Source organism: Paraburkholderia sp. SECH4, from assembly GCF_030511745.1.
GTDB classification, from domain to species: Bacteria; Pseudomonadota; Gammaproteobacteria; order Burkholderiales; family Burkholderiaceae; genus Paraburkholderia; species Paraburkholderia madseniana.
This window is the reverse complement of record NZ_JALOCP010000047.1, coordinates 14778-41063: the sequence shown is the minus strand read 5'-3', so window position 1 is coordinate 41063 and position 26286 is coordinate 14778. Positions and strand designations below refer to the sequence as shown.

Genomic DNA, 26286 nt, shown 5'->3' with positions numbered 1-26286 from the left:
GACGTTGTCGCCGTCAATCGACCTATCCGACATGCAAATCACGAGTCGGCGCATGCGTGCGTTGCCGCGTCTCCCACCCCTCTGCCAAACCCACATCGGCGTCGGACGCGGGCAACATGGACACCGCGCGAACCAGGTCCGAAGCGCGTTCAGCGAGCATGATCGTCGGCGCGTTCAGATTGCCATTGGGTTCGGTCGGGAAAACAGATGAATCGATGACTCGCAAGCCTTCGAAGCCGCGAACCCGTAACTCGGAATCGACCACAGCCATGTCATCCTCTCCCATGCGACATGAACCGCAAGGATGCATCGTACTTTCAAGGTTCGCCCTGACGAAGGCATCGATCTGTTCATCCGTTTGCACGTCCGGTCCAGGAGCGAGTTCAACATCACGAAAGCGGTCCATCGCCGGTTGCCCGATGATCTCCCGGGTCAAGCGCACGCAGCGTCGAAAACCTTCCCGGTCCTCTTCCCGATCCAGGTAGTTGAAGCGGATCTCCGGATGCGTATAGGGATCGGCCGACACCGCTCGCACGTGGCCCCGGCTCTTCGGCTTGTTCGGCCCGGTCAGCACCATGAATCCGTGTCCTTTGAACAGCTTGTCGCCGTCATAGCGCATGGCGGCCGGCAAGAAATGGAATTGAATGTCGGGCCAGCGCAACCCGGCTTCGGAGCGGATGAATCCGCCCGCCTCGAAATGGTTGCTGGCGCCCAGACCATCCTTGAAAAGCAGCCAGCGCAATCCAATCATGAATTTGCTAAACGGGTCCATTTTCGCGTTGAGCGTGACAGGCTCCTTGCACGCGTACTGGATATAGATTTCCGCGTGATCCTGAAGGTTTTCGCCGACTCCGGGCAGGTGGTGCCGAACCTCGATCCCCGCTTTCCGCAGTACGTCGGCCGGGCCGATTCCAGAACGTTGCAGCAAGTGCGGCGAACCGATAGGACCGGAGGCGATCAATACCTCAGAACGGCACCGCGCGACATGCGTGCGTCCACCTTGATCGTATGCGACCCCAACGGCGCGCTTGCCCTCGAGAATCACGTGACGTGTCATCGCATTCGTCACTACGGTCAAATTCGGGCGCTTCATTGCAGGGCGCAAGTAGGCGTTCGCGGTCGACCAGCGCACACCATCCTTGACGGTCATGTGCATTGCCCCGAAACCCTCCTGCATATGGCCGTTGCAGTCCTCCGTCTTGATGTATCCGGCTTCTGCCCCTGCCGCGATCCACGCACCGTACAGCGGATTCTCCATGTTGTTGCCATTGTTGGTGCACAGCGGCCCCTCCGCACCCCGGTACTCATCCCCCCCGAACTTGTAACTCTCGGCCCGGCGAAAATAGGGCAAACAGTTGCGATAACCCCAACCTCGCGCGCCCAGTTCCTCCCATTCGTCGAAGTCGCAAGCGTGGCCGCGAATATAGACGAGGCCATTGATCGACGACGAACCTCCCAGCACTTTGCCGCGCGGACAATGCAACTGGCGGCCATTCAAATGAGCCTCGGGCGCGGTCTGATAACGCCAGTTGTACTTGGCCGTATTCATCGGCATCGAAAACGCGCTCGGCATCTGAATGATGACGCTGCGATCGCTGCCGCCGTATTCCAGCACAAGAACGCGGACCGCCGGGTCCTCGGTAAGCCGGTTGGCCAACACACATCCGGCCGATCCGGCACCCACAATGATGTAATCGAATTGCTCGGTAACCATGATATTTTCCTGATTTCCAGATCTTGACGGGGTCGTCCGTATTTCAGTAGCAACCCTTGTCGCCGGTGGTGTATTGCGGTGATGTCTTCTCGATATGAGCGATCACCGATTCCTCATACTTCAGATCGAGCGAGCGCGACAAGGCGTAGTAGGCGATGCCCGAGACGAACAGACCGACCAGCCACGCCAGATCGACGCTACCCATGGCACGCGCAAGCGGGCCGACATACACCTCGTTTGAGCCGTCGAGAACACAGAAGAACGGAATCATCGCGACAAAGCCGATTGCGTATGCGATCAAACCGCGTGCACCCCATGTCCCGTACAGATTGTTGTGAGGCATGAAAAAGTGCGGAATGGCATAGCGACCCTTGCGGACGAAGAAGTAGTCCGTCAGATTGACAGCGGTCCAGGGCACGAGAAAATACAGCATGACGACGAGGTAAATATTCAGGACGGAGAGTCCCTTACCCGAGGTATAGATGCTGAGCGCAACACCCAGCTGAAGGATCACCACAAAGAGAATCGCCAGAATACGAGCCTTGGGCGTCGGCTGGACTTTATGGAACGAATCGAGTGCTGTGATGGCCGTCAATTTGGCGCTATAGATGTTCATTGCGATCACCGGCAGAAACGCCAGAATCGTGACGCCGACCACAACACTTCCCATCCCCGGCGCCAGGTCGTTACCCACCTGACTCAATGCGACCAGCACATCGGTCGCGTGCAGATGGTCCGCGAGCCAGCCGCCAATCGCGATCATCCACGCACCCGACAGGGATGCGCCGAGAAACACAGCCGCGATCAGCTTGCCGCTCGGCGTGTTTTTCGGCAGGTAGCGCGAATAGTCGGATACATACGGCGCGTAAGCGATGTTGTAGCTGGCGGCGGCCGCGAATTGCGCAATGAACGCAATCCAGTTGAAGCCCAGCGGTGGCGTCGGTGTCGCGCCCGGTGCGACAGCGGCGAGGGGCACGTCAGGCACCCAATGCATCAGGACGGCCACCGTGACCAGACCATAGAGGGGAAGCGACAGGTACAACGCCCATTTGAAACTGCGGTGCATCCAGTCGTGGCCGAGAATCGCCAGAACCGAAGCCGGCACGGTCACGGCCAACGCCACCTTGACGGGGTCCCAATTGAACAAGGCTTTGAGACCTTGCATCATCAGCACCAGGTTGACGATGTTGAATCCTGCAAACACGAATAGCGTCGCCAACAGGACGACGATGACCCCGCGATAACCGAATTGCGCTCTCGACTGGATCATCTGCGGCAAGCCGAGATGCGGGCCTTGCGAGCCGTGAAAGGCCATGAACAAGGTGCCGAACATGATGCCAAGCGTACCGGCTATCGTGGTCCACAGCGCGCTCAGACCAATACTGGGACCAACAAAACCGATGGTCATGGTGAAGAATGTGAAGTTACCCAGAAACCAGAATGGCCCCTGCCTGGACAATCTGTCGGTTCTTTCGCTATCCGGAATGAAATCGATCGAATGACCTTCGATCGCGCCATGCTCGACGCCAACTACCGTGCTTTTAACTACTTCGTCTGTTGCTTGCATCATGTACCCCTGACAGCAATGAGAGGTTGATGGAATAGATTTGATCCGGCATGCATGCTGGCCGCGGCGCCACGCTCGTCTGGAGACGCCTCCGGCGCATTGACGGTTCAGTGCAGCGTGATCCAGACCGCCTTGCTCTCCATCAGATGATCGAGTTGCTCGGGGCCGAGGTCTTTGCCAAAGCCGGATTCCTTGAATCCGCCGAACGGCATCGAAGGATCGATCGTGCTATGGGCATTGACGTAGACGGTACCCGCGCGCAGTTGCGGGATCAGTTTGTGAACGCGATTCAGGTCATTGGAGTAGATCGCGGCAGCAAGACCGTATGGCGAGTCATTCGCCTGCGACAACGCATCGCCCAGATCGTCAAAGGGCGTGGTCACCAGCACAGGTCCGAAGATTTCTTCACGGACGATCTTCATGTCGCTGCGGCAATGCGTAAAGATGGTCGGTTCGACGAAGTAGCCTGCCCGGTCCAACACGCGGCCACCATGCACGATTTCCGCGCCTTCGCGGCGCCCGGCTTCGATATAGGAAGCGACGCGATCCTTCTGCAGCGCGGAAACGAGCGGGCTGATGAAGCAATCGCGATCGAGGCCCGGTGCGATCTTCAACTTACGCGTGTGCTCGACTAGCGCGCCAATGAATCTGTCGTGAATGCCGCGCTGGATGTAAACCCGCGTACCCGCGTCGCAGACCTGTCCAGAATTGAAGAAGACGCCGTTTGCTACGGCCTGGGCCGCCGCTTCGATGTCTGCGTCCTCGAGCACGAGTACCGGCGATTTGCCGCCCAGTTCGAGTGTCATACGTTTGATGCCGCCCACAGCCGCTTGCCCGACAGTTCGGCCCACCTCGGTGGAACCGGTGAACGTGATCTTGTCTATGCCCGGATGAGCGGCCATAGCGGCACCAATTTCGCGCCCTCGCCCCGTTATGACATTCACGACGCCATCCGGAATTCCAGCCTCCTGCACCAACTCTGCGAAGCGAAGTGTGGACAGCGACGTGAGTTCGGCGGGTTTGATCACGGTCGTACAACCGGCAGCGAGCGCCGCCGCAACCTTCCACGCCATGGTTTGCAGCGGGAAGTTCCACGGCACGATAACGCCGACCACGCCGACGGGCTCCTTGCGCGTGTAAGCAACGTATTCACCAGGCAGGGAGGGTTCTACCGTACGGCCGTGGAGCTTCGATGCCCAACCGGCGAAATAGCGGAAGGTGTCGATCGTGCCTTGTACGTCGACGTCACGCGCATTGGCAACAGACTTGCCTACGTCGATCGATTCGATCTCGGCCAACTCTGTTGCATTCGCTTCGATCAGATCGGCGAGGCGATGCAGCAGTCGTTCGCGCTCAAGGGGCTTGAGCTTTCTCCACGGTCCACCGTCGAACTGCTTGCGGGCAGCGTCGACCGCACGATCCAGATCGGTGGTCGTACCCAGGGGAATGTGCGTGATCACGCCCGCGGTAGACGGTTCGAGCACTGTGCAGGATTCGCGATCGCCTTGTGGCACCCAGGCACCGCCAATTAACATCTTCTGCGGCCGGGTGAGAAAGCGTTGTGTCTCTTCCCGGATGCCGAACGTCTCCAGATAGTTTTGTACGACCCTGTCCATCATTGTCTCCTGTCTTACGGATTGACTGCTATTCGGCCTCTCATGGGCCGGTTTCGTGCAGAAAGGTCCGCCTGTTCCTGGCACGTTTGTTCGTGGATCCTGCGTTGTAGCCGACAGGTTCGGTCGTTCAAAAGCGACCGGGGTCCATCGATATAAACGCGGCTTGTGGCAGCGCGGTGTTTTGAGAGACTATGGACGACAAGGCCGGGGGTAAAAATAACGTGAATCAGATGTTCATATCGGGAATACCGAAGCAAGTGGCGCAAGGAGAGCAACGACCGTGATCCAGTTGCAGGACGTGGACCTCAAGCTACTGAGGGTTTTCATGACGGTGGTACGGTGCGGCGGATTTTCCGCTGCCCAGGCGACCCTGAACGTTAGCCAGTCGACAATCAGCGAGCAAATGACAACGCTCGAAACGCGCCTCGGGCTCAAGCTTTGCGAGCGGGGCCGGAGCGGATTTCGCCTCACCGAACACGGCGTGGCCACTTTCGAGGCAGCGCAACGGCTGCAGGTGGCGGTAGAGAGCTTCTGTGTGGATACCGACGCGCTAAAAAAACACGTCTCAGGAAAGCTGTACCTCGGCATCATTGACAACACGGTGACCGACTCGGCCTCGCCGCTGCCGCAGGCGCTGCAAGCGTTTGTATCGAGAGGGCACGACGTGCATCTGGATGTCTACGTCGGCACGCCCGCCGAACTGGAAGAACGTGTGCTGGACGGCCGGCTGCATATCGCAGTCGGGCATTTTCCGCTTCACGTGCCGGGGCTGACCTACACCGATCTGTATTGCGAACCGGACGGTCTGTATTGCGGGAAGGGTCACGCACTCGCAGGCCGATTGCCTGGCGACGCCGCGCTCGACGAGGCCATCGCATCCAGCCGTGTGGTAGCGCGAGGGTATCTTCAGCAGCACGACCTGCGAATGCTGAAAGTGAGCAAAGCCGCAGCAACCGTCGACAATATCGAGGCGCAGGCCATCCTTATTTTATCGGGCGCCTACATCGGATTTCTGCCGATTCACTACGCTGCCCGTTGGGTCGCGCGCGGCGAGATGCATCAGATCTGCCCGGCGCAGCTCGGCTCGCATTGGCCATTTTGCGCGATCACGCGGCGGGCCGCCGCGCCGCCTACCATCCTGCAGGTCTTCATGATCGACCTGATGGAAAGCTACCGTATGGTTCAGCGGACGGCACCCATGGCATAGGGCTACCGCAGCGTCGTGCGGCACGACCCTTCGCCATGGTTGGGCGACATGAACCTACGGCTGCGTCGACGCCAGCGGCGTAGGCTCACCATTTCGATAGGTATAAATCGTGATTGGCGAGTCCGTCAGGTCGCGGTTTCTGTCAAACCGGTAGTGCCCGGAAACACCATGAGAATCGATGCCGGCGAGCGCGGCACGATACTGAGCCGGTTCGATCGAATTGGCTTTCTGCATTGCCTGCGCCACGATATTCACGCCATCGTACAAGGCCGCGCTGTAGGTCAACGGATCAGTATGAAAGCGTTGCTTGTAGTCCGCCTTGAACTGACGACCCTCGGGTGTCTGATCGAGCACCGGGCCGCCTTGTGGGCAATACACGCGTGTATCGACCGCATCGCCGCCGAGTTTCGCCAGTTCGGCGTTGCACATGGCATCGCCGCCGAGGAGATAACCGTTCATCGCAAGGCGCTTCATCTGTTTGCGCAGCGCACCGGCTTGCGCGTAATAACCGCCGTAGAAAACCCCTTCCGCGTTCGCGCCCTTGACGTGTGTGAGGATCGAGACGAAGTCGGTCGCCTTGTCGGTCGTATATTCCCGATCGACAATCTCGATGCCGTTGGCTTTAGCGGCATTGACGAATTCATCGGCGAGGCCCTGCCCATATGCGGTGCGATCGTCAATCACCGCGATGCGCTTGATCTTCAGTTCCTTTGCCGCAAATTCACCCATCCGGCTGCCCAGTTGCGTATCGCTGGCGGAGATGCGAAACACGAACGGATAGCCGTGTTGCGTGATCGACGGATTCGACGCGACGGTCGCCATCACGATTCCGGACACGTTCACCAGGTTTGAAATCGGAATCGCGACCCCCGAATTGAACGGCCCGAAGATGACCTTCACGTTGGCGTCGACCAGGCTTTGCGCAACCGTCATGCCGGTACGCGGATCGGCGGCGTCATCCTGCGAAACCAGTTCGAAACGGGTTTTCTGGCCACCGATCACAAGCCCCTGGGCATTCAGACGCTCGATCGCCATCCTGACGCCGTTTTCGTCGTCCTTGCCGATGGCGGCCTGCGGACCGGTCAAGGGTCCGGTCAATCCGATTTTGACCACCTGCTCTGCCGCCGTCGCGCCCACCGACACCATGCTCAAAGCGACTGCTGCCAACCAGCTTGCACCTGCGTACGGCTTTTTCATCGTGCTCTCCTCACATCATGACGTGCCTGACCGCCTTGCCGCCGGAAGTGGCGAACGCGTGGCGCTTCGGCACAGAAAAACATCGCTTTGGGGCCGCACTGTCCGTATGCCTTCGCCGAACGTTGGGCAGTGGGGTTGACAGCAATTCTGTGTAGCCAAATTCCTCAATAAAATGCACCATTAGTGAAACACATTTCGGTAATTCCCGAAGTAATCGAGGGGCGGCACGATGCAAGTTCAGGACACGGATCTCAAGCTGTTGCGGATCTTCGAAACCATCGTGCGATGCGGCGGTTTCGCCGCGGCGCAACCGATTCTCAACATTGGCGCATCGAGCATCAGCGAATACATGTCGCAACTGGAGACCCGCCTCGGGCTGCGCTTGTGTGAACGCGGACGCGCGGGTTTTCGCCTCACGGAAGAAGGCGCGGAGTTGCACGCCGCCGCGCAACGTCTGCTCGGTGCCGTCGATACGTTTCATATGGAAGCTGGCGCGTTGCGCAATCAGCTTTCCGGCGTGCTGCGCTTTGGCATGATCGAAGCAACCTTGACCGACAAATACTCGCCGCTGCCGGCCGCGATTCGCGAGTTTGGCCAGATGGCGCCCGAAGTCCGCCTGCACGTGCAGATCGACACACCGGGGAGCATGGAGCAGCACGTGCTGGACGGCCGCCTGCATCTCGCCGTGGGGCCGTTTCCCGCGCGTATCCCCGGCCTCGACTACGTGCCGCTCTATCGCGAGGAACAGGGGCTTTACTGCGCGTCCACCCATCCGCTGTATGAGCGGGCAAGCGGACGCGTGCCCGTTGCGGTGCTCAGCAAACAGCGGCTCGCTGCCCGCGCGTATCTCGGCAACCAGGAGCTCAAGCTGCTGCGCATGCCGCAGGCCGCAGCCTCGGTCGACAACGTCGAAGGCCGAGCCATGCTGATCCTGTCGGGCAACTACATCGGCTTTCTACCGCCCCACTACGCGCAGCCTTGGGTAGACGGCGGTCTGTTGAGCCGCATCGATCCCGAGCACTATGTGACACATCTGGACTTTCAGATCATCACGCGCAAGGGCGGCGAATCGGCGCGGGTAGTGCTGGCCTTTTGCAACCAGTTGCGGGTTGCGGCCAAACAGGTGAGCCGCGCCACGCGGAGCAGCAAATAGCGCGCGCCGCGTTATGCGATTGCGGTCCACGATGAGCGTGACCGGCAATCGCGTTCGCATGGCGTAAGAGAATCCCGTTTAGCAGGCGAGGTTTTGCTTGACCTTGCGTTGATGCATCACGCGGCCGATCGTGTTCAGCAGCAATTGCGCCGCCAGAATCGAAGTCGAACCGGAATGGTCGTAGTCCGGCGCGACTTCAACGAGATCGATACCGATCACGTCACCCTGCTCGGCGAGTCCTGCGAACAATTCGAGTCCTTCGTAATAGAGCAGGCCACCGTGGCTCGGCGTGCCCGTGCCCGGCGCGATCGACGGATCGAAACCGTCGATATCGATCGTCAGGTAATAACGCACGCCCTTGGGAATACGGTCCAGAACGCCCTGGATGCCGAGGCGCCGCAGGTCGCGCACCGAGATGATGTCCGAACCCATCTCGCGCGCCTGTGCGTATCCTTCGCGTGCGGTGGACGACACGTTGCGGATGCCGATCTGCGTCATGCCCGACACCACGCTCTTCTCCGCTGCACGACGCAACGGATTCCCATGGCCGTGACGCACGCCGTGACGCTCGTCGACGAAATCGAGGTGGGCGTCGATATGGACGATATGAAACGGCTCCTGACCTTCGAACGCATTGATGCAGGGAATGTTGATCGAATGATCGCCGCCCATCACCACCGGCAACGCGCCCGCCGCCAGGATCTTGCGCACGCCGTACTCGATATTTGCGTGGCTCTTCTCCGTGTTGGTGTGCACCATGTCCGCGTCGCCGATATCGACGATCCGAACTTCGTTGCTGGGCAAATAGACGACGTCGTCTTCGAAATCGTATGCGCCGCCATGACCGAACGAAAACAGGGTCGACGCATCGCGAATCGAGCGCGGGCCGAACCTGGCGCCTGCCCGCCATTGCGTACCGCAGTCGAAGGGAGCGCCCATCACCGCGACATCCGCGTCGATCTTGTCCCAGTCAAGACACAACGGAGACTTCGCGAACGTGCAGATTCCAACAAACGGCAAATTCAGCCGACCTGTTTCGTAGCTGTTTTCAGACATGCTTATCTCCGTCCTGTTATGGATTCAGCTAGGTGCGGCGCACGCGCTACTGCCGTCTTCACGGCAGCAACGCCCGTTATGACGGGCCAGCGGTTTATCTGGAACGGAGTCTAGGCAAACAAATTCAACGGGAAAATGCCAAACATGAGAAATGCACTTCGGAAGATTCCGAAGCAATGTTACAGCGCGGCAGGCACTCCGCCACATCATTACGCACGGGTGGCCCGGTTCGATCATCGAGATGTTGAAGATTATCGATCCGCTAACCAATCCCACGGCCTATGGCGCGAGCGCAGCGTCCACCGCAGGCAGATAGCTGTTGAAGCCGGCTTCCACGAGGGCCGCACGCACACGCTCGAGTTCGCGCTGCATTTCTTCACCAGCGTGGTCTTGCTGCGAGCGAGCGAGGGCACGGCCGCGCGCCACAAACAGCTCCGCCCACGGCAGCGGCTCGGCGCGCGTATAGTCTTCGAGGGCAGCGGCATAGCGCAGTGCGCCAGCCGCGTCGCCGGCGGACAACATCGCTTCGATGGCGTCGCGATAGAACCACAGGTGATTGTGACCAACCGCGCCGCGGTCCAACATGTCGGCACCTTCGGCGAGCAGACGCGCGCGCTCGCCGTCGTCCTCGACGGCGCGGCTCAATGCGCCCACCGCCTTGGGTGCGCTGAACTGCGTGCCCACCTCACGGCAAAGCGCCAGCGCTTCACGCAACAATGCCGTGGCCTCACGCCGATGGCCGTTCGCGAGCAGCACACGCGCCCGCATTTCCATATTTTGTGCCTCGAAGCGGCGAGCACCCAGTTGACGGATGATCAGCGTCTCGCGCTCGATATGGGCGAGCGTAGCCTGCATGTCGCCCAATTCGTAGCTGGCAAAGACACCCAGCGTTTCGCACAGCATCTGCGCACGTGGCTGCCCGACCAGCGCAGCGGCGCGTGCAGCGGCGCTGACGTCCTCATGCGCCGGACGTGCCTCGTTGAGATAGATCCTGCTGAAGCCCACCATCGAACGATTCGCGACCTCGATGCGGCCGAAGCCGTGTTCGCGGCTTAGCGCAACGCACCGGCTGAAGTGCTCGAAAGCAGTGCGCATGCGCCCTTGCGCGTAGGCAGCATCCGCAAGGCCGCCAAGCGCACACGCCTCCGCTTCCGGCGCGCCGAGACGCCGTGCATAGGCGAGCCCGCGCTCATGTTCGGTGCAACAATCGTCGATCCTGCCAAGCGGAAAGAAGATGTTGCCGCGCAGGTGATGCAGGCGCGCAAGTTCAGGCACCTGATCCAGACGTTGCGCCACTTGCTGGGCCGCGTCGAGCAGCGCGAGGGCTTCGGCGAGGCCTTCGCTCACCCGCAGACCTTCGGCGAGCCCAAGCTGGGACTGGCAGAGACTCGCTTCGTCCGGAGCGGCGGCCACCGCCGCACGGTGCGTCGCGATCGATGCGGCGATGTCGCCGAGATCCCGTTGGAGTTCTCCCCTGAAACAGATCAGCGCGTGGCGATCCCTATCCGTTTGCGCGATTTGCAGACCTCGCTCGACGAGCCGCAATGCCGCGTCGGCAAAGTAGGCTGCGCGTTGTGCGAGCGCGGCGTCGAGGTAGGCCCGCGGTGCCCGCTCGTCCTCGGCGCGATCGAGATGCTGGGCGCGCAGTACGGGGTCCGTCGCCGCAAACCAGTCTGCGGCAAGGCGATGCAACTCGCGCCGGCGTGCCCGCAGCAGTGTCGAGTAGGCGCTCTCCTGGATGAGCGCATGGGCAAACAGGAAATCTTCGCCCTCCGGTAAGACGAGTGCGTTGGCGACAAGCCCGTGACAGACGTACTCCGGTGCATCGATCAGCCGCCGCAGCAAGGCGAGACCAAAGCGCTGCCCGATGACCGCGGCAGCCTGGAAGGCCTCGCGGTCGCGCGCAGTCAACCGGTCCATGCGCGCCAGCACGAGGCTCTGGATCGTCGCGGGGACCGCCTCCTCACTCCCTTCTTCGGCGTTATGCAGGAGCTGTTCGAGGAACAGCGGATTGCCGCCGGCTCGCTCGATGCAGGCACGCGCGATACGTTCGGTCGCATCGATAAAGCTGCCGGCAAGGTTCAGCGCCTCGTCGCTGCGCAATGGGCCAAGGTCGATCGTGGCGAAGGGCGTGCCGCGGCAACCTGCCCGCCATGCCGCGTCGAGCGGATCGCCGTCCACACGCGAAGTCATCACAAGCAGGCCCGGGCCGTTCGCGATCGCTACGGCGAAGGCGGCCAGGTAACCGAGCACCTGAGGGTCCGCCCAATGAAGGTCTTCCACGACAATCATGGTGGGCCCGTGCCGGCAGGCATCCTGCGCGATCGCCGCGGCAACCGTGCGCTTGCCGCGCGTCCGGGCCGTGTTGTCCATCGCGTTGTACAGCGTGCGCCATTCGCCGGTCTGCGCAAGATCGAGGAGGTCGTGGAGGAACATCAACTGATCGGGGCCGACGGCACCGGACGCGGCAAACCGCTCGGCGGCCGCGCGTCGTTCGTCGGAGCCGGCCGCGGGCGGCAGGCCCAGCAGACTGCCGACAATGGTGAGAATGGGGTCCTGGCCTTTGCCCACGCCGAAATCCAGCACGAGGCCGCGGTGGCTGGCAAAGCCCAGTGTTTCGACGAAACGGCGCATTTCGTCGACGAGCCGCGTCTTGCCGATGCCCGCCTCACCGCGGACATAAACAACGTGGCCGGCTTGCTGCTCGAGGCACGTGCGGGCGACGCCCTTGAACTGCTCGAGTTCAGCCTTGCGGCCGACAAACACGCTGCGGCTTGCCATAACGGGTTCAAAGGCGAGACCGCGCAGACGCCACACCTGCACCGGCGAGTCGATCCCCTTGAAACGCATTGCGCCGACGGCGTCGCTCATCACGCCATCGCCCAGCGCGCGATGCACGCTATCGGAGAGCAGCGTTTCGCCGGGGCCGGCGGCGGCAACCAGCCGGGCGGCGAGGTTCACGGAGTCGCCGAGCACCGTGTAGTCCTGAACATCCGCGCGATCGAGCGGCCCCGCGACCACCTCGCCGCTGGCGATGCCCACATGCGCCCTCAGCGGAGGCGCGCCCTGCTCGCCCAGTCCGTTAAGTGCCTCATGAATCTCCAGCGCGGCACGCGCCGCGCGTAGCGGATCGGTATCGTGCGCGCGCGGCGCACCGAAGATTGCCATCACGGCATCGCCAATGTGCTTGTCGATCGTGCCGCCGTAACCGAGGACGATCCCATCGACGAGCGCGGTGTAACGGCCTGTCAACTCGCGCAACTCTTCAGGATCGAGCGTCTGCGACAGTGCGGTAAAACCACACAGATCGGCGAAGAGAATGGTGACTTGCCGACGCTCGTTGGCCGGCGCGTTCACAGCGGGCGGCGCTGCGCACAATGCAGCGCCGCGCTGATCGGCAATCGCCGCCAGCAGGCGCTTGCGGTGGCCGAGCGAGAGGACACCGAGTTCTTTCAGGTCCGCGTCGTCGAGCTGTGCCAGCATCGCGAGATCGATGTCGTTCCCGGCAAATGCGGGTGCGTATTGTTCAAGCCCCAATGCATGCAGCCACTGATCGATATCCATCGCCGCCGCCCAATCCGGTGCGTGTACGAACACGTATGCTGCGTCGCAGCTCGTTCCCGCGCGGGTCGTCGACCGTATGCCCGAACCGGGCCGCGTCGCGCGAACAATCATACGAATCGGCGCACCGCCTGGCGCCGCGCTGCGACGGGCGCAACGTATTCCGTGTTCAAGTCCTTCCCGCCTAAAATACAGTGTACGTCCAGCGTGAAGGAAACGGCCACCGGGCGAGATTCCATCCGCCCTCACCGGGAAGCACCGTGAAGCCAGCTACCACAGGTTCCTCGCCCGTAGCCCACTCCGGGCCACGCTTCACGGGCCTCGTCGGGGACCTGTCGGCCGGCATGGTGTCGACATTGGTCATGCTCTGCTACGCAATGAGCCTGGGCACCCTGATCTTCAGCGCGGATCTCGCCCGTTACGCGGTGCTTGGCGTACCCACGGCCTTTATCAGTTGCGTAGTGACGGCGCTGGTGATCGCTTTGACGAGTTCGATGCGCATGAACATCGCCGGCCCCGACGGCAACGCGACGGCGTTTCTTGCCGGTGTGGCGGCCGGCGTCGCGAGCAGCGTGCGCGCTAACGGCGGTACGCCGCAGACAATTCTGCTGACGGTGCTGATCGCCATCGCGCTGTGTTCCGTGGTGACAGGCGTCATTCTCTATGCGGTCGGTTCGTCGAAGCGCAGCCGTTCCCTGCAATTCCTGCCTTATCCGGTCGTAGGCGGCTTCCTTGCCGGTACGGGCTACCTCCTGCTAGCCGGCGCGTTTCGGGTCGTGACCGGCGAGCCCTTGAACTGGCACACATTGGCGCTGGTGACACACCTGAACTGGCTGACGTGGGCGCCCGCTGTGCTGGTGTGCGCGTTAGCCACGCTCCTGTCGCGCACGTGGAAACACGCTGCGGCGCTGCCGATCACGCTTGCATTCGGCGTCGCGCTGTTTTACCTGCTTCTGCTTGCTGCAGGCTTGTCGATCGACGACGCCCGCAACACGGGATTATTGCTTCCGCGCGTGGCGCTGCACGCGATAAGGATTCCAGAGCTGCATCTGCCGGCGTCGCTGGCGCACGGAGGCGTCGACTGGTCGGCCATCGCTGCGCACTTGCCGGAGACACTCATGGTCACGTCGATTTCGGCAATCACGATCCTGATGAATTCGACGGCGATTGGCGCGGCCACGGGCGAAGACATCGATCTGAACCGCGAAATGAAAGCGGCCGGCATCGCTAACATCGCGAGCGGGATGTTAGGCGGGATGGTCGGTTATCAGTCGTACAACCGATCGATGCTCAACGCACGCGCGGGTGCGACAAGCCGTATGGCGGGCGTATTCGCCTCCCTCGCGTGTCTGTTCGTGCTGGCCGTCTCGCCGGACCTGGTGGCGCTATTTCCGGTGCCGGTGCTGGTCGGGCTGCAGCTCTTCATGGGACTGCGCCTGTTGATCCAATGGCTAGTGGGCGCATATCGCCAGCTCAACTGGTATGAGTATCTGCTTGTACCGCTTATTCTGGGCGCTATTGCGTTCTACGGCGTCGTCCCGGGGGTGGTGGCCGGCGTCATCGCCGCCTGTGTGATGTTCGCCCTGCTGTACGGCCGTATCAGTTGCATTCGCATGGAGTTCGATGGCAGTACGCGCACATCGAATGTCGAGCGCAGTATCGAGGCAACCGGACGGCTTCACGAACTAGGTGCACGGGTGTGCGGAACGTGTCTGCAGGGCTTCCTCTTCTTCGGCACCGCCAATTCGATCTTGCAGCGCGTGCGCGAACGGCTAACCCGGCACGGGCCGGTACCCGTTCGCTTTGTCGTGCTCGACTTCGCTTCGACCAACGGCCTGGACGCGTCGGTATCGGTCAGCTTCGTCAAGCTCCGGCAACTGTGTGCGACGCTCGATGCTGACCTGGTGTTGACGGGGCTGCCGGCACGCTCGCGTGACCTGCTCCTGAAGACCGGCACGCTGAACCTCCGGATCCACGAGTTCGCTACGCTGGATGCGGGGCTGGAATGGGTCGAAGATACGCTTCTCGCGTCGGATCCACGCGCGCTGCCGCGCGGCGAAGAGGATTTCCACGCGATGCTCGCGCCGCATTTCACGCCGCGCGCGCTTGAAAGGCTGTTGGCCCTTCTGGATGTGCGCGAGCTTGACGCGGGGCAGCCGGTGTTCCGTCACGGCGAACCGGGGGACGCCATGTACTTCGTCGAGCGCGGCCGTGTCACCGTCTTGCTGCGGCTTGCGGACGGCAGATCCCTCAGGTTGCGCTCGTTCGGACCAGGTACGATCGTCGGCGAAATGGCGGTGTACACGCAGCAGGTGCGCAGCGCGGATGTGCTTGCAGAGGGCCCCGCGCGTGTCCGGCGTTTGACGCTCGAGTCGTTGCGTGCGCTCGAGCAGGACGATCCCGAGACAGCGCAGCAAATTCATCGTTTTGTCGTCAAGGTCATGGCGTCACGGCTGGCTGTTGCGGACGAGGCATTGCGCGCGGCGCATTGACAGGCTCGTTCGATTGTCACGCACTGACGCGAGATGAACACTCCCCAACCAGATTACCCTTGATCAGGCACGCTGCTGTACGGTGTCGTCGTCCTGAGTATGTGGAGTACAAGTCGCCATGAAAAAACGTACCCGGTACGTAACGGCAATATTGGCCGCACTCGTTGTTATCGGGTTGCTCTTTTTGCCGTTACCGCAGCAGGTTGGGCTCGACACCCGCATCGTTACGGTTGCGTCGATTCAACGTCCCTCCAAAGTCGTGTTCGACTATGTCACGACACCCGCTCACTGGCCAGCCTGGCATCCATCGTCACTCGCGGTCAGTGGCGCCGTTGACCATTCGCTCGATCTGGGCGAGCAGGTCGTGGAGGAGTTCCGTGTGGCGGGCCGACGCGGCAGCGTGGTGTGGACCGTCACTGCGCGCGAGCCTCCAGGCAAATGGAAAATAGACGGAAAGATTGAAGGCAGATCGGCTGGCACTGTCACGTATTTACTGACATCGACCGCGAGCGGAACACGCTTCGAGCGAACGTTCACTTATCACGCGCCGTCGTTGTGGTTCGCGATACTCAACTGGCTTGTTCTGCGCGCGCGGATTCAAGCGGAATCCGACACGGCAGTGTTGCAACTTAAGGACCTTCTGGAAGTGACATCGCAGCAATAGCAATCTTGCTCGGCTCGCGCTTCAACTTGCAGTATTTCGACAAGCCACGATCGCCCGATACGAACCAGCCCCTACAGCGTGGCCGTCACGCCGCCATCCACGTAAAGGATATGACCGTTCACGAAGTTCGAAGCGTCGCTCGCCAGAAACACCGCAGCGCCGACGAGATCTTCCACATCGCCCCAGCGTCGCGACGGCGTGCGTCCAATCAGCCAGTTGCTGAACGTTTCATCCTTGACGAGTGCTTCGGTCAGCTCCGTCTTGAAGTAGCCCGGCCCAAGGCCATTGACCTGGATGCCATGTTGCCCCCAGTCGATTGCCATGCCCTTCGTCAGCATCTTCACCGCGCCTTTGCTTGCGGTGTAGGCCGCGATGTTCGGACGGCCCAGCTCGCTTTGCACCGAACAGATGTTGACGATCTTCCCGCGCTTGCGAGCGATCATGTGCCGCGCGACCGCCTGGCCGACCAGGAACACGCTGTCGACATTGGTCTTCATCAGTTCTTCCCATTGGGCATGGGAAAACTGTTCGAGCGGCGCACGGCGCTGCATCCCGGCGTTATTGACGAGAATGTCGATCGAACCGATTTCGCGTTCGATATCGGCGATCGCCGCATCGACCTCAGCGGCCGACGTCACGTCGAAACTCGCGGCATGAACGGTCGCGCCTTCATCGCGCAAACGGCTGACAGCTTCCTCCAGCCTGGCCGCATTGCGACCATTCAGAATCACTTCAGCGCCGGCACCTGCCAATCCTTTAGCCAGCGCATAACCGATACCCGTACTCGACCCGGTAACCAGAGCACGACGCCCCGACAGATCGAACATCTTCAGATTGTTGTTCAACTCAACTCCTCTTCAACGCTAATTCGTCCGACTTCCATCCAGCACCGTCCGGCGTACCCAGCCATTGCATGACCTCTCTCAGACCGCACGCGCTGTGCAGCGAAGCGGAAAGGTGGAGCACACCGTTTTCACCGACAGGCGACTCGAGCGTTGCGAACTGATCCACCACCAATGTCGCTGGAAACTCATGATCCAGCCGCCTGGAAACCCGTGCAACCGCTGCGGCCAAGGTGATGTCGAGAAACACGAATCTCAGCCCGGCGACACGCGCGCGCATGCGCTCCCGATAGCGACGTTTCAATGCGGAACAGGACAGCACGGCCGTCCTGTGCATATCATCCACCTGCTCGGCGAGGCGGTCCAGCCACGGCTCGCGGTCACTATCGCACAACGCGATTCCGCGGCACATCTTGTCACGGCTTTCCGCCGAGTGATGCTCGTCTCCTTCGATGAAAACGCCCTCCAGCGCCACGGCCAACTCGCGTGCAAGTGTCGACTTGCCCGAGCCCGACACGCCCATCACCACTATTTTATGTGTCACGTTGCAAAATCCAGCTACGTCGTCACGGCACCCGATCCAATGAATCGCGCCGGCCATTCAACTGGCAGCGGAACGCGGATGAAAGCGCGCCGCTGCATCACACGCTTTCCGCCTCAGGACACCGGCGTGAACTTGAGCTTGTCGATCGGCGTGACCTTGTCGGTTCGCGTCAGGCCATACGGCGTCTTCGGTCCGAGCCACTTGTCGAAGATACCGCTCATCTCACCGCTCTGCTCCATCGAAGCCAGGGCCTTGTTGACCGCGCTCAGCATGGCCGGCTCGTTCTGGCGCAGGCCCACCGCGATCGGCTCGATCAGCATCGGCTCCGACGCAATCGCCACCGCGCCGTCCGTGCCGTCCACCTGCTTCGCGATCTTCGTGGCAGTCATCTGATTGGTCACGAAGCCTTTGACCTTGTTCTGCTCAAGTGCGAGAAACGCCGAGCTGGTATCGTGAAACGTCACCGCCTGGCCATCCTTGATCGAAATTGGAATCGACTGCGCGGACGTGGAACCGTCGGCAGCGCTTATTTTCTGACCCGCGAAATCGGTCAGTTTCTTGGCGGCATCGGCCTTCTTCACGACAAGGACTTCCTTGGTGGAGTAGTACGAATCGCTAAAGGCAATCTGCGTAGCGCGGGTTTTGGTGTAGGCCAGGTTGGCCACCACAATGTCGACACGCCCCAGCTTCAACTGCGGAATGCGCGCCTCGACAGCCAACGGTTCGAGCTTCGCCTTCACGCCCAACTGTTTCGCCACCGCGTTGCACAGGTCCACGTCCATGCCTTCGAGCTGGCGCGTCTGCGCGTTCGGATACGAGAAGGGCTCGACGTTCGAATACACACCGCAGCTCAACTCGCCGCGGCCCTTGATATCGGCCAATTGATCAGCATGTGCCGGGGCAATCGATGCAACCGCGCCGCCAACGACCAACATCCCCGCGAAAATCTTCTTTACCTGCATCGTGATGCTCCTGAAGTGTATGTGTAAAGCAATCGACTGCTGATCAACGGTGGTCAAACCGAATCTGAATCTGTACTTGTGCCGCGGAAGCAATCCCGCCTTGCTTGCCTCAATGCGAGCGAAGATCGGACAGGAATCGCTGCGCCCGCTCGTGTTTCGGGCGCAAGAAGAACTCCTCCGGCTCCGCCGTTTCGAGAATCTTCCCTGCGTCCATAAACCAGACGCGATCGGCAACCTCGCGTGCAAAACCCATCTCATGCGTGACGCACATCATCGTCATGCCTTCCTGCGCGAGGCTCTTCATCACGTTCAACACTTCGCCGACCATCTCCGGATCAAGCGCGCTGGTGGGCTCGTCGAACAACATTGCCGGCGGGTCCATCGCCAGCGCTCTCGCAATCGCCACACGCTGCTGCTGACCACCGGACAATTGCGGCGGAAACGCACCGGCCTTGTTCGACAGACCGACGCGCGCGAGCAAATCCGCCGCTTTACGTTCCGCTTCCGCGCGCTTGAGGCCGTGCACACGCATCGGCGAGAGCGTGATGTTGTCCAGCACCGACAAGTGCGGAAACAGGTTGAACTGCTGAAATACGAAGCCGACACGGCTGCGGTAAGCATTCAGACCCAGCTTCTTGTCGTGAATGTTTTGACCGTCGAAGAAGATCTGCCCACGGTTGATCTCCTCGAGCCGGTTGACGGTGCGAATCAGAGTCGACTTACCCGATCCGGATGGTCCGCAGACCACCACGACTTCGCCTTTGCGAACTTCGGCGTTCACGTCCACGAGAGCGTGATATTCGCCGTACCATTTGTTGACGCTGGAAAACTTGATCATGCGAAATACCTCGAAGTGATTGAGCGCCTAGTTCTCGGTGGGCAGCGGATCGGTCAGCGCAACGTTGGCCGCCTTCTGGGTCCTCGATGCGACGCCGGCCCGCTTGCGCGTCACGCGCCGCTCCAGATACTGCGCAAGCTGTGTGAGCGCATAACACAGCGCGAAATAACTCAAGGCGAGAATCAGATACACGGGAAAGGGTTTCGTCAGCAGCCGGTTGTTGATCTGATCCGCCGCGAAGGAGATTTCCTGGACGTTGATGATGTAACCCAGCGAGGTTTCCTTGATCGTCGATACGAACTGCGTGACCATGCTCGGCACCACGTTGTAAAGCGCCTGCGGCAGGATGACCGCGCGCATGGTCTTCATGTAGCTCATGCCGAGTGCTCTCGAGGCTTCGGTCTGCCCTTTCGGCAGCCCCTCGATGCCCGCGCGGATGATTTCCCCGAGATAGGCCGAGTCATAGATGACGAGCGCGCACAGCATCGTGACAAACCCGGTGACCGGATAGCCGGTCAGAACAGGCACGAGAAAGTAGACCCAGAAGATCACCATCAGGAGCGGGATGCCCCGCACCATGTAGACGAGACCTGTGGCCGGCGCCCGCAGAAACCGGAAAGGGCTGATGCGGGCCAGGGCGACCAGGATACCCAGGGGAAATGCGATGACGAGTGCTGAAAGCGACAGCAATATCGTCAGCACGATGCCGCCTAACGGGCCATGCGGATACTGTCCGATAAGCAGCAGTGTCCAGTTGTCGCGCAGGATATCGAACATGTCACTTCACTCCCGGAATGCGGTAGTGCATCGCGATTTTGGCGCCGCACAGCATGATGACGAGGGAGAGGCCGAGATACACCGCCGTGGCGATGAAATACGACTCGAAAGAGAGGAAGGTTTCGTTCTCGATCTGCCGGGTGACATAGGTCAGCTCCGCCGCGCCAATCGCCATCGCGAGACTCGTGTTCTTGAACAGCAGGACCGCGTGATTGACCATCGGCGGAATTGCATTGCGCAGCGCTTGCGGAAGCACGACGAAACGCATGCCGTTCAGGAAGTTCAGGCCCAGCGCACGCGAAGCTTCATACTGACCGTAGGGAATTGCACGCAATCCGCTGCGGATGTCTTCGGAGAGGTAGGCTGCACTGCACAGGCCGATCGCCACGACCGCAAAAATGAACTGGCCGTTGTAGTGGTTCAGCAGAGTCTGCAACGATTCCGGCAGGATGTTCGAAATTCCGAAGTACCAGAACAGGATCTGGACCAGCATCGGCACATTGCGATGGTAGGCCACGAATGACGCGACAAACGCCGTCGCGAGGCGATTGTTGGTCAGGCGGATCAGCGTGAGAAGAATGCCCACGACCAGTGAGAGTATCCACGCCAGCGCGGCCATCGCGAGGGTAAGCTCGATCCCATGGAGAAACAGCGCCCCATAGTCGCCTCGCAGCACTGTCACCAGGTCAAAATGAAGTTTCATGTAGCACGTCCCAATGATTCGGATCGAAGCGATGATCCCGGTCTGACTCGACCGGCGGCAGCATCGTCATCCCCCGGAAGCCGTCATTGACTTCCGTGTTGAATTGATACTAGCTCGCGAAAAAAGGCCGTTGCAGAGGCCTTTCTTCTGGTGCAATAAGTTTCGGGAATGATGAATCGGGACGGCTTCCGGCAGTGCGACAGGCGTGGTTGTGCATGGTGTTTGTCTCCAGTATGTGGCGCCTCTGCGGGCGCCTCATCGTCAGTGGCGCGCTCCTTTATCGGAGCGCTCACGCTTGAGAAACAACGGCGGTATTGCGCCGGCGCAGCATGCTGCGCCGGTCATCGTTCAGGCTGTGGCTGTCGGGCGCGTCAGCACCTGCGGGTTCACCGGTGTCGGCGGCTTGCCGGCCGCTGCGCCGTGTCCTAGAGCTGCGATCAAATTGTCTGCGCAAAGCGCGGCCATCGCGCGCCGCGTGCTGACAGACGCGCTGCCGATATGCGGCGTAAGCACCACATTCTCTTGCGCAAGAAGCGCCGGGCAGATAACCGGTTCACCTTCGAATACATCCAGACCCGCCGCCGCGATGCTGCCTTCGTTCAGCGCTACCGCCAAAGCTGCGTCGTCCACTACACCGCCGCGTGCGATGTTGGTCAGCGTGGCCGACGATTTCATCTGCTTGAGCTCCGCGGCGCCAATCGCGTGATGCGAGCTCGCCGAGTAAGGCACCACGATGATCAGGTGATCCGACTCGCGCAACAGCGTTTCCTTGTCGACATAGCGTGCCTTGCAGCTCTCCTCGACATCCGGCGCCAGTTGCGAGCGATTGTGATAGATCACGCGCATGCCGAAGCCGAATGCGCCACGTCGCGCAATGGCCTGGCCGATACGTCCCATGCCGAGAATGCCGAGCGTCGAACCATGCACGTCGTTGCCGACGAACATGTCGTAGCGTCCGGTTTTGGTCCATTCGCCGGCACGCAGGAAGTGTTCCGACTCGGTGATGCGCCGCGCCGTTGCCATCATCAGCGCGAAGCCGAAGTCGGCGGTGGTATCCGTTAGGACATCCGGCGTATTCGTAACCAGCACGCCACGCGCGGTACAGGCTTCCACGTCGACGTTGTTGTAGCCCACACCGATGTTGCATACCGCCTTCAGTTGCGGGCAAGCGTCGAGCAAGGTTGCGTCGATGCGATCGCTGCCGGCCGTCATGGCCCCCACCTTGCCTTGCAGCCTGGTAATCAGCTCTGGTTGCGTCCAGATCGTATCGTCCGGATTGTCGGTCACGTCGAAGTTCGCGCGCAGGCGGTCGACGATGTCCGGAAATGACGCACGGGTAACCAGTACCGATGCACGCATGGAAAACCTCCTTGTTGGACTCTGGATTGCACTTACTCGTTGTGGTCGGCGGGATCGCGCTTGATCGTCGTCAGCCCGCCCGGCACCTGCAGCGTGGGCAGAATTTCCATATTGCTGATGTTGACCGCGAGCGGCGCGGCGATCGCAAAGGCGATGGCGTCGGCGATGTCGGACGGCAGCGGCAGCTCGAAGCCGTCGATGAACTGCTTGCGTGCCGCCTCGATGTCGCCATGCACATGGCCAAAAATATCGGTGGCGACACGGCCCGGACAGATCTCCGTCACGCGTACGCGTCTGCCGGTCGCGTCCACTCGCAACTGGCGCGACAACGCATGGATGCCGGCCTTCGTTGCGGCGTAAATGGAGTTGCCGTTGAAGTTGTAAATCCCTGCGATCGAGCTGATGTTGACGATATGACCGCGATCGCGGGCAACCATACCCGGCATGGTGAGCCGCACGATATGCAGAACGGCTTGCAGGTTGACTTCCACCTGAAGGTCGATGTCTGCCGCAGCGGCATCCAGAATCGAGCCTTTGGTCGATACGCCGGCGTTATTAACGACGATATCGAACTGCACGTCCTGCGTCAGCTTCGTGACGGCTGCCAGATCGCACACGTCGATCGCGTGCGGGATGCAACCGGTTCGCTCCGCCAGCTCATTCAGACGATCCGCGTTGCGTGCGAGCGCATGCACTTCGAGTCCTTCACGGCAGAAGCGCTCGACGATCGCAGCGCCCATTCCGGTCGAAGCGCCCGTCACCAGCGCGGTCTTATAGTCTGAAAACGGCATGAATGACCTCTATCTGTAGTTCTGAACTGTCGCCCTTTGAGGCGTGCGATAAGCCTGTTACCAATGTATACGCCGTGAAAACGTGGGGCAAAGACGGATTGGCTTTGTGGCGATAAGACTGGCTTATGGTTGATCAATGCAGATTGATCGATGCAGGTCGGCCGGCGCGCGCCTAGCGTACGAGCTTCGACACCGGCACGACCCGGCCACCCGCCGATTCGATCACGCCGCGCACCGTGCGCGCGAGTTCGACGGCACCAGGCGTATCGCCGTGCAGCAGGATCGATTGGACCGCGATCTTGAGCTTGTTGCCCGTGATCGTCGTGATCGTGCCATCTTCGAGCAACTCCTTGACGCGTGCGAGGACAGCCGCGCGGTCCTTGATGACCGCGCCTTCCAGCTTGCGCGACACGAGCGCGCCCTGATCGTCGTAGGCACGGTCGGCGAGAAACGTGTTGGCCGTGCGTATCCCGATGTGATCGGCGGCCCGTTCGATTTCGGTGTTCGTCGAAACGCTGATGATCAGATCGCGATCAAACTCGGCGAGCGCCCGCACCAGCGGCTCGGCCAGTTCATACGATGCCGCAGCCATGTTGCCCAGCGCGCCGTGAAAGCTCATGTGCGTGACGCGATGCCCGGCCCGCTTCGCGATGCCCGCAAGCGCGCCCATCTGATACACCACGTAATTCGCCAGTTCAAGCGGGTCCGCCTGAATCTGCCGCCGGCCGAAGCCCATCAGGTCGGGAAAGCCGACATGCGCGCCGACGTCGATCTGGCGCGCGAGAGCCATCCGCACCGTCTTGTCCATGATGACGGGGTCGCCCGCGTGATAGCCGCATGCGACGTTGGCGGACGAAACGATATCGAGCATCGCTTCGTCTTCGCCCATTCGATAGGGTCCAAAGCCTTCGCCCAGGTCCGCGTTCAGGTCGATTTCCACTATCCACTCTCCATTCTTTAAGCGGTCTGTGCCGGGCTATCCGCAGCGGACCACGCCGGCTCAGTGTCTATCTATCGATATGCGTCTACGCCGACGGCGAGAGTTCGAGCAAGGGCGTTCCGTAACCGACCGTTGTGCCATGCGAGACGCACAAGCGCATGACCATGCCATCCGCCGACGCGACCACAGGCACGCACAATTGCGCGATCTGCAGCAAGCCGACAATGTCGCCCGGTTTGACGTGATCGCCCGCGCTGACCAAAGGCGTTGAGCGCGCCGGATGCGTCGACAGAAAGATGCCGGCCGACTTCGCGGTGATGCTGACGGCCTGCGTCTGCGCAGTGTCCGCTGCGCGCGCGAGTCCGCCAGGAACCACCGTCGAAACCGACTGAGCCTGTGCCGACGCATCCGCACCGGCAGAGCTAGCCGCCTGCTCCATCGTCAATCGAACCGTCGCCCCGGGCTTGCTGATTTCGATGAACTCGATATCGACTTCTGCCAGCCACGACGTGATCTGCCGAAGCTCGCCGATATTCACTTCGATTTTTTGTGTCATGTGTCAGTGTCGGGAAGGGCAAAACAGTGCAACGAGATTGCGCACCCTGACGAGATAACTGTCCAGTTCTTCCAGCGCCGTAACGGCTTGCGCGTACGTCGTCTGAACAAAGCGAATCTTCGTACCAATACGCGCCTGCGCGAGCCGCCACAAATCCGCTTCGATCACGGTGCCGATCTTCGGATAGCCACCCGAGGGCTGCGCATCCCGAAGCTGAATGATCGGTTGGCCGCTATGCGGCACCTGGATCACGCCCGGCACGATGCCGTGCGAACGCTTTTCGATCGAATGCGTCGCGACCAAAGTCGGACCAGCGAGGCGGTATCCATAGCGATCGCTCTGCGGCGTCACTTTCCACCCATCGCGCCAGAACGCTTCGAGCGACTCTGGCTCGTAGCAGTCGTATTCCGCGGTGGACAGCACGCGCACCACGGTTTCGCCTGCTTCGGCTGCGGGCAGGGATAACGGCGCCGGCAATGAGTACTCCGGCGGCACTGTGCCGAAACCCGCGGCGAGCACAGCATCTTGCGGCACGACGCGCTTGGCGAGACCCACTGCCTTCACCACATCACCCTTCTGCAACTGACGACCATTGAAGCCGCCGAACTGGCCGCGCAACTGCGTGCTGCGCGAACCGAGCACTACCGGTACGTCCACGCCACCCGCAAGCGACAGGTAGCAGCGCGTGCCGCTGGTCGGCACGCCGATCGTCAGCACGTCGCCCTGTTTCGCATGCACGGTCCACCACGGCAGCACCGGCCGGTCGCCTAAGCGCGCCGAACAATCGGCACCGGTGATGGCGAACGAAAGGTCTTCAAGGAAGCGGATACGGAAGGGAAACATCGGAATTTCGATGCCGGCCGCGTCGTCCGGATTGCCGAGCAACAGATTGCCGACCGCGAGCGCCAACCGGTCCATCGCGCCGGCCGTGCCGACGCCGTAACGCAGATAGCCTTCACGCCCCTGGTCCTGCACCGTCGCGAGCGCGGACGAAGACAAGATCTCGATCATGGAACAATCCTCTCGACGCGAAAACGGATCATGTCGCCGGGTGCGAGTGTGGCCGGGTTATCGCGCGTGGGGTCGAAGAACGACATCGATGTATGACCGATCGTGTTCCAGCCGCTCGGTCCCGTCGATGCCGAGACTCCGGTCTGCACCCCGCCGATCGACACCGCGCCGCCGGGCAAACCCAGCACCGGCACCTTGCGCCGTGGCGTGGCGATACGCGGGTCCATGCCGCCCAGATAGCAGTACCCGGGATGGCTGCCGAGCGCATAGACCGTGTAGAGCGGCGCGCAGTGCAATTGCACGACCTCGTCGATAGACAAGCCGGTGTGATTCACCACGTCCTGCAGATGCGGCCCGAACTCGCCGCCGTATTCCACCGGCAAGTCCACCACCCTCCCTTCGATCTGCAATTCGCCCGCCGCGGCCCACGCGTCGCGCAACGCGGCGCCGAGCGAGTCCGGGTCTGCGGGCGGCGTGGAAAACGTCAACATCAGATTGGTCACGCCGGGCACCGCTTCACGCACGCCCGGCCATGATTCGACCTCGCGGGCGAGTGTCCAGATGCGGCGCTGCGCATGCAGATCGAGCGCGCCGGGCGCTTCGAACAGCATGGCCGTCGTACCCAGCATGCTGATGCAAAGCGCCTGCTCCGATTCATCCTGTTTCATTGCAAGGACAGTCCTCTGTGAATCCGGACGCAGCCGTTCGACTACATCCCCGTGCGCAATCGACGCAT

At 61.2% G+C, this 26286-nt stretch carries 22 protein-coding genes; 4 read left to right on the top strand and 18 right to left on the bottom strand.

Annotated features, from left to right (window positions below; translation table 11 throughout):
- Positions 1 to 22: 22 nt before the first annotated feature.
- The 3 genes from betA to M0D67_RS36850 all read right to left on the bottom strand — a co-directional run bounded on the left by betA (position 23) and on the right by M0D67_RS36850 (position 4897).
- Positions 23 to 1714 (bottom strand): choline dehydrogenase, encoded by a 1692-nt coding sequence (gene betA, locus M0D67_RS36860; RefSeq protein ID WP_266242085.1) that lies wholly within the window; start codon positions 1712 to 1714, stop codon positions 23 to 25.
- Between the two features lie 43 nt (positions 1715 to 1757).
- A complete protein-coding gene (locus M0D67_RS36855) occupies positions 1758 to 3284 on the bottom strand; it encodes a cytosine permease (protein WP_266242083.1) in 1527 nt (508 codons plus the stop codon).
- A 104-nt stretch (positions 3285 to 3388) separates the two neighbouring features.
- The gene (locus tag M0D67_RS36850; RefSeq protein WP_266242081.1) at positions 3389 to 4897 is read right to left on the bottom strand and encodes an aldehyde dehydrogenase family protein; all 1509 of its coding nucleotides are present in this window, start codon (positions 4895 to 4897) and stop codon (positions 3389 to 3391) included.
- Positions 4898 to 5177: 280 nt separating this feature from the next.
- Between M0D67_RS36850 and M0D67_RS36845 the strand changes: the two genes are divergently transcribed.
- Positions 5178 to 6104: a LysR family transcriptional regulator gene (locus M0D67_RS36845; RefSeq protein WP_266242079.1), complete on the top strand. Its 927-nt coding sequence runs from the start codon at positions 5178 to 5180 to the stop codon at positions 6102 to 6104.
- Positions 6105 to 6158: 54 nt separating this feature from the next.
- On the opposite strand, the gene M0D67_RS36840 is transcribed toward M0D67_RS36845, so the two are convergent.
- Complete coding sequence (locus M0D67_RS36840; protein ID WP_266242077.1) at positions 6159 to 7301, bottom strand: branched-chain amino acid ABC transporter substrate-binding protein; 1143 nt, start codon at positions 7299 to 7301, stop codon at positions 6159 to 6161.
- A 229-nt stretch (positions 7302 to 7530) separates the two neighbouring features.
- On the opposite strand from M0D67_RS36840, the gene M0D67_RS36835 reads away from it, so the two are divergent.
- Positions 7531 to 8454 carry a LysR family transcriptional regulator gene (locus M0D67_RS36835; RefSeq protein WP_154559397.1) on the top strand — a complete coding sequence of 308 codons (924 nt, stop codon included), beginning with the start codon at positions 7531 to 7533 and terminating at the stop codon, positions 8452 to 8454.
- 78 nt (positions 8455 to 8532) lie between these two features.
- Here M0D67_RS36835 and speB read toward each other — a convergent pair whose 3' ends face one another.
- Both speB and M0D67_RS36825 read right to left on the bottom strand, forming a co-directional pair.
- Positions 8533 to 9510: an agmatinase gene (speB, locus tag M0D67_RS36830; protein ID WP_266242075.1), complete on the bottom strand. Its 978-nt coding sequence runs from the start codon at positions 9508 to 9510 to the stop codon at positions 8533 to 8535.
- A 279-nt stretch (positions 9511 to 9789) separates the two neighbouring features.
- Positions 9790 to 13107 (bottom strand): adenylate/guanylate cyclase domain-containing protein, encoded by a 3318-nt coding sequence (locus M0D67_RS36825; RefSeq protein ID WP_266242073.1) that lies wholly within the window; start codon positions 13105 to 13107, stop codon positions 9790 to 9792.
- Positions 13108 to 13331: 224 nt separating this feature from the next.
- Between M0D67_RS36825 and M0D67_RS36820 the strand changes: the two genes are divergently transcribed.
- On the top strand, positions 13332 to 15563 hold the full coding sequence (locus M0D67_RS36820; RefSeq protein ID WP_266242071.1) for a SulP family inorganic anion transporter: 2232 nt from the start codon (positions 13332 to 13334) through the stop codon (positions 15561 to 15563).
- A gap of 118 nt (positions 15564 to 15681) precedes the next feature.
- The gene (locus tag M0D67_RS36815; protein WP_266242069.1) at positions 15682 to 16227 is read left to right on the top strand and encodes an SRPBCC family protein; all 546 of its coding nucleotides are present in this window, start codon (positions 15682 to 15684) and stop codon (positions 16225 to 16227) included.
- 71 nt (positions 16228 to 16298) lie between these two features.
- Here M0D67_RS36815 and M0D67_RS36810 read toward each other — a convergent pair whose 3' ends face one another.
- The 12 genes from M0D67_RS36810 to pxpB form a co-directional block, all read right to left on the bottom strand.
- On the bottom strand, positions 16299 to 17054 hold the full coding sequence (locus tag M0D67_RS36810) for a glucose 1-dehydrogenase (protein ID WP_266242124.1): 756 nt from the start codon (positions 17052 to 17054) through the stop codon (positions 16299 to 16301).
- Positions 17055 to 17073: 19 nt separating this feature from the next.
- The gene (locus tag M0D67_RS36805; RefSeq protein ID WP_266242067.1) at positions 17074 to 17670 is read right to left on the bottom strand and encodes a gluconokinase; all 597 of its coding nucleotides are present in this window, start codon (positions 17668 to 17670) and stop codon (positions 17074 to 17076) included.
- Between the two features lie 56 nt (positions 17671 to 17726).
- On the bottom strand, positions 17727 to 18575 hold the full coding sequence (locus M0D67_RS36800; RefSeq protein WP_266242066.1) for a transporter substrate-binding domain-containing protein: 849 nt from the start codon (positions 18573 to 18575) through the stop codon (positions 17727 to 17729).
- A 109-nt stretch (positions 18576 to 18684) separates the two neighbouring features.
- Positions 18685 to 19413, bottom strand: a complete 729-nt coding sequence (locus tag M0D67_RS36795) for an amino acid ABC transporter ATP-binding protein (RefSeq protein WP_266242065.1) — start codon at positions 19411 to 19413, stop codon at positions 18685 to 18687.
- Positions 19414 to 19440: 27 nt separating this feature from the next.
- Positions 19441 to 20190 (bottom strand): amino acid ABC transporter permease, encoded by a 750-nt coding sequence (locus M0D67_RS36790; protein WP_154559404.1) that lies wholly within the window; start codon positions 20188 to 20190, stop codon positions 19441 to 19443.
- 1 nt (position 20191) lies between these two features.
- Positions 20192 to 20893, bottom strand: a complete 702-nt coding sequence (locus M0D67_RS36785) for an amino acid ABC transporter permease (RefSeq protein WP_154559405.1) — start codon at positions 20891 to 20893, stop codon at positions 20192 to 20194.
- A gap of 348 nt (positions 20894 to 21241) precedes the next feature.
- A complete protein-coding gene (locus M0D67_RS36780; RefSeq protein WP_266242063.1) occupies positions 21242 to 22252 on the bottom strand; it encodes a D-glycerate dehydrogenase in 1011 nt (336 codons plus the stop codon).
- Positions 22253 to 22284: 32 nt separating this feature from the next.
- Positions 22285 to 23043 (bottom strand): SDR family oxidoreductase, encoded by a 759-nt coding sequence (locus tag M0D67_RS36775; RefSeq protein ID WP_154559407.1) that lies wholly within the window; start codon positions 23041 to 23043, stop codon positions 22285 to 22287.
- A 172-nt stretch (positions 23044 to 23215) separates the two neighbouring features.
- Positions 23216 to 23983 carry a LamB/YcsF family protein gene (locus tag M0D67_RS36770; RefSeq protein ID WP_266242061.1) on the bottom strand — a complete coding sequence of 256 codons (768 nt, stop codon included), beginning with the start codon at positions 23981 to 23983 and terminating at the stop codon, positions 23216 to 23218.
- Positions 23984 to 24068: 85 nt separating this feature from the next.
- Complete coding sequence (locus tag M0D67_RS36765) at positions 24069 to 24539, bottom strand: acetyl-CoA carboxylase biotin carboxyl carrier protein subunit (protein WP_266242059.1); 471 nt, start codon at positions 24537 to 24539, stop codon at positions 24069 to 24071.
- A gap of 3 nt (positions 24540 to 24542) precedes the next feature.
- Positions 24543 to 25550, bottom strand: a complete 1008-nt coding sequence (locus M0D67_RS36760) for a biotin-dependent carboxyltransferase family protein (RefSeq protein ID WP_266242058.1) — start codon at positions 25548 to 25550, stop codon at positions 24543 to 24545.
- Positions 25547 to 26218 (bottom strand): 5-oxoprolinase subunit PxpB, encoded by a 672-nt coding sequence (gene pxpB / locus M0D67_RS36755; protein WP_233464789.1) that lies wholly within the window; start codon positions 26216 to 26218, stop codon positions 25547 to 25549. Before pxpB ends, M0D67_RS36760 begins: the two co-directional genes overlap by 4 nt.
- Between the last annotated feature and the right edge of the window lie 68 nt (positions 26219 to 26286).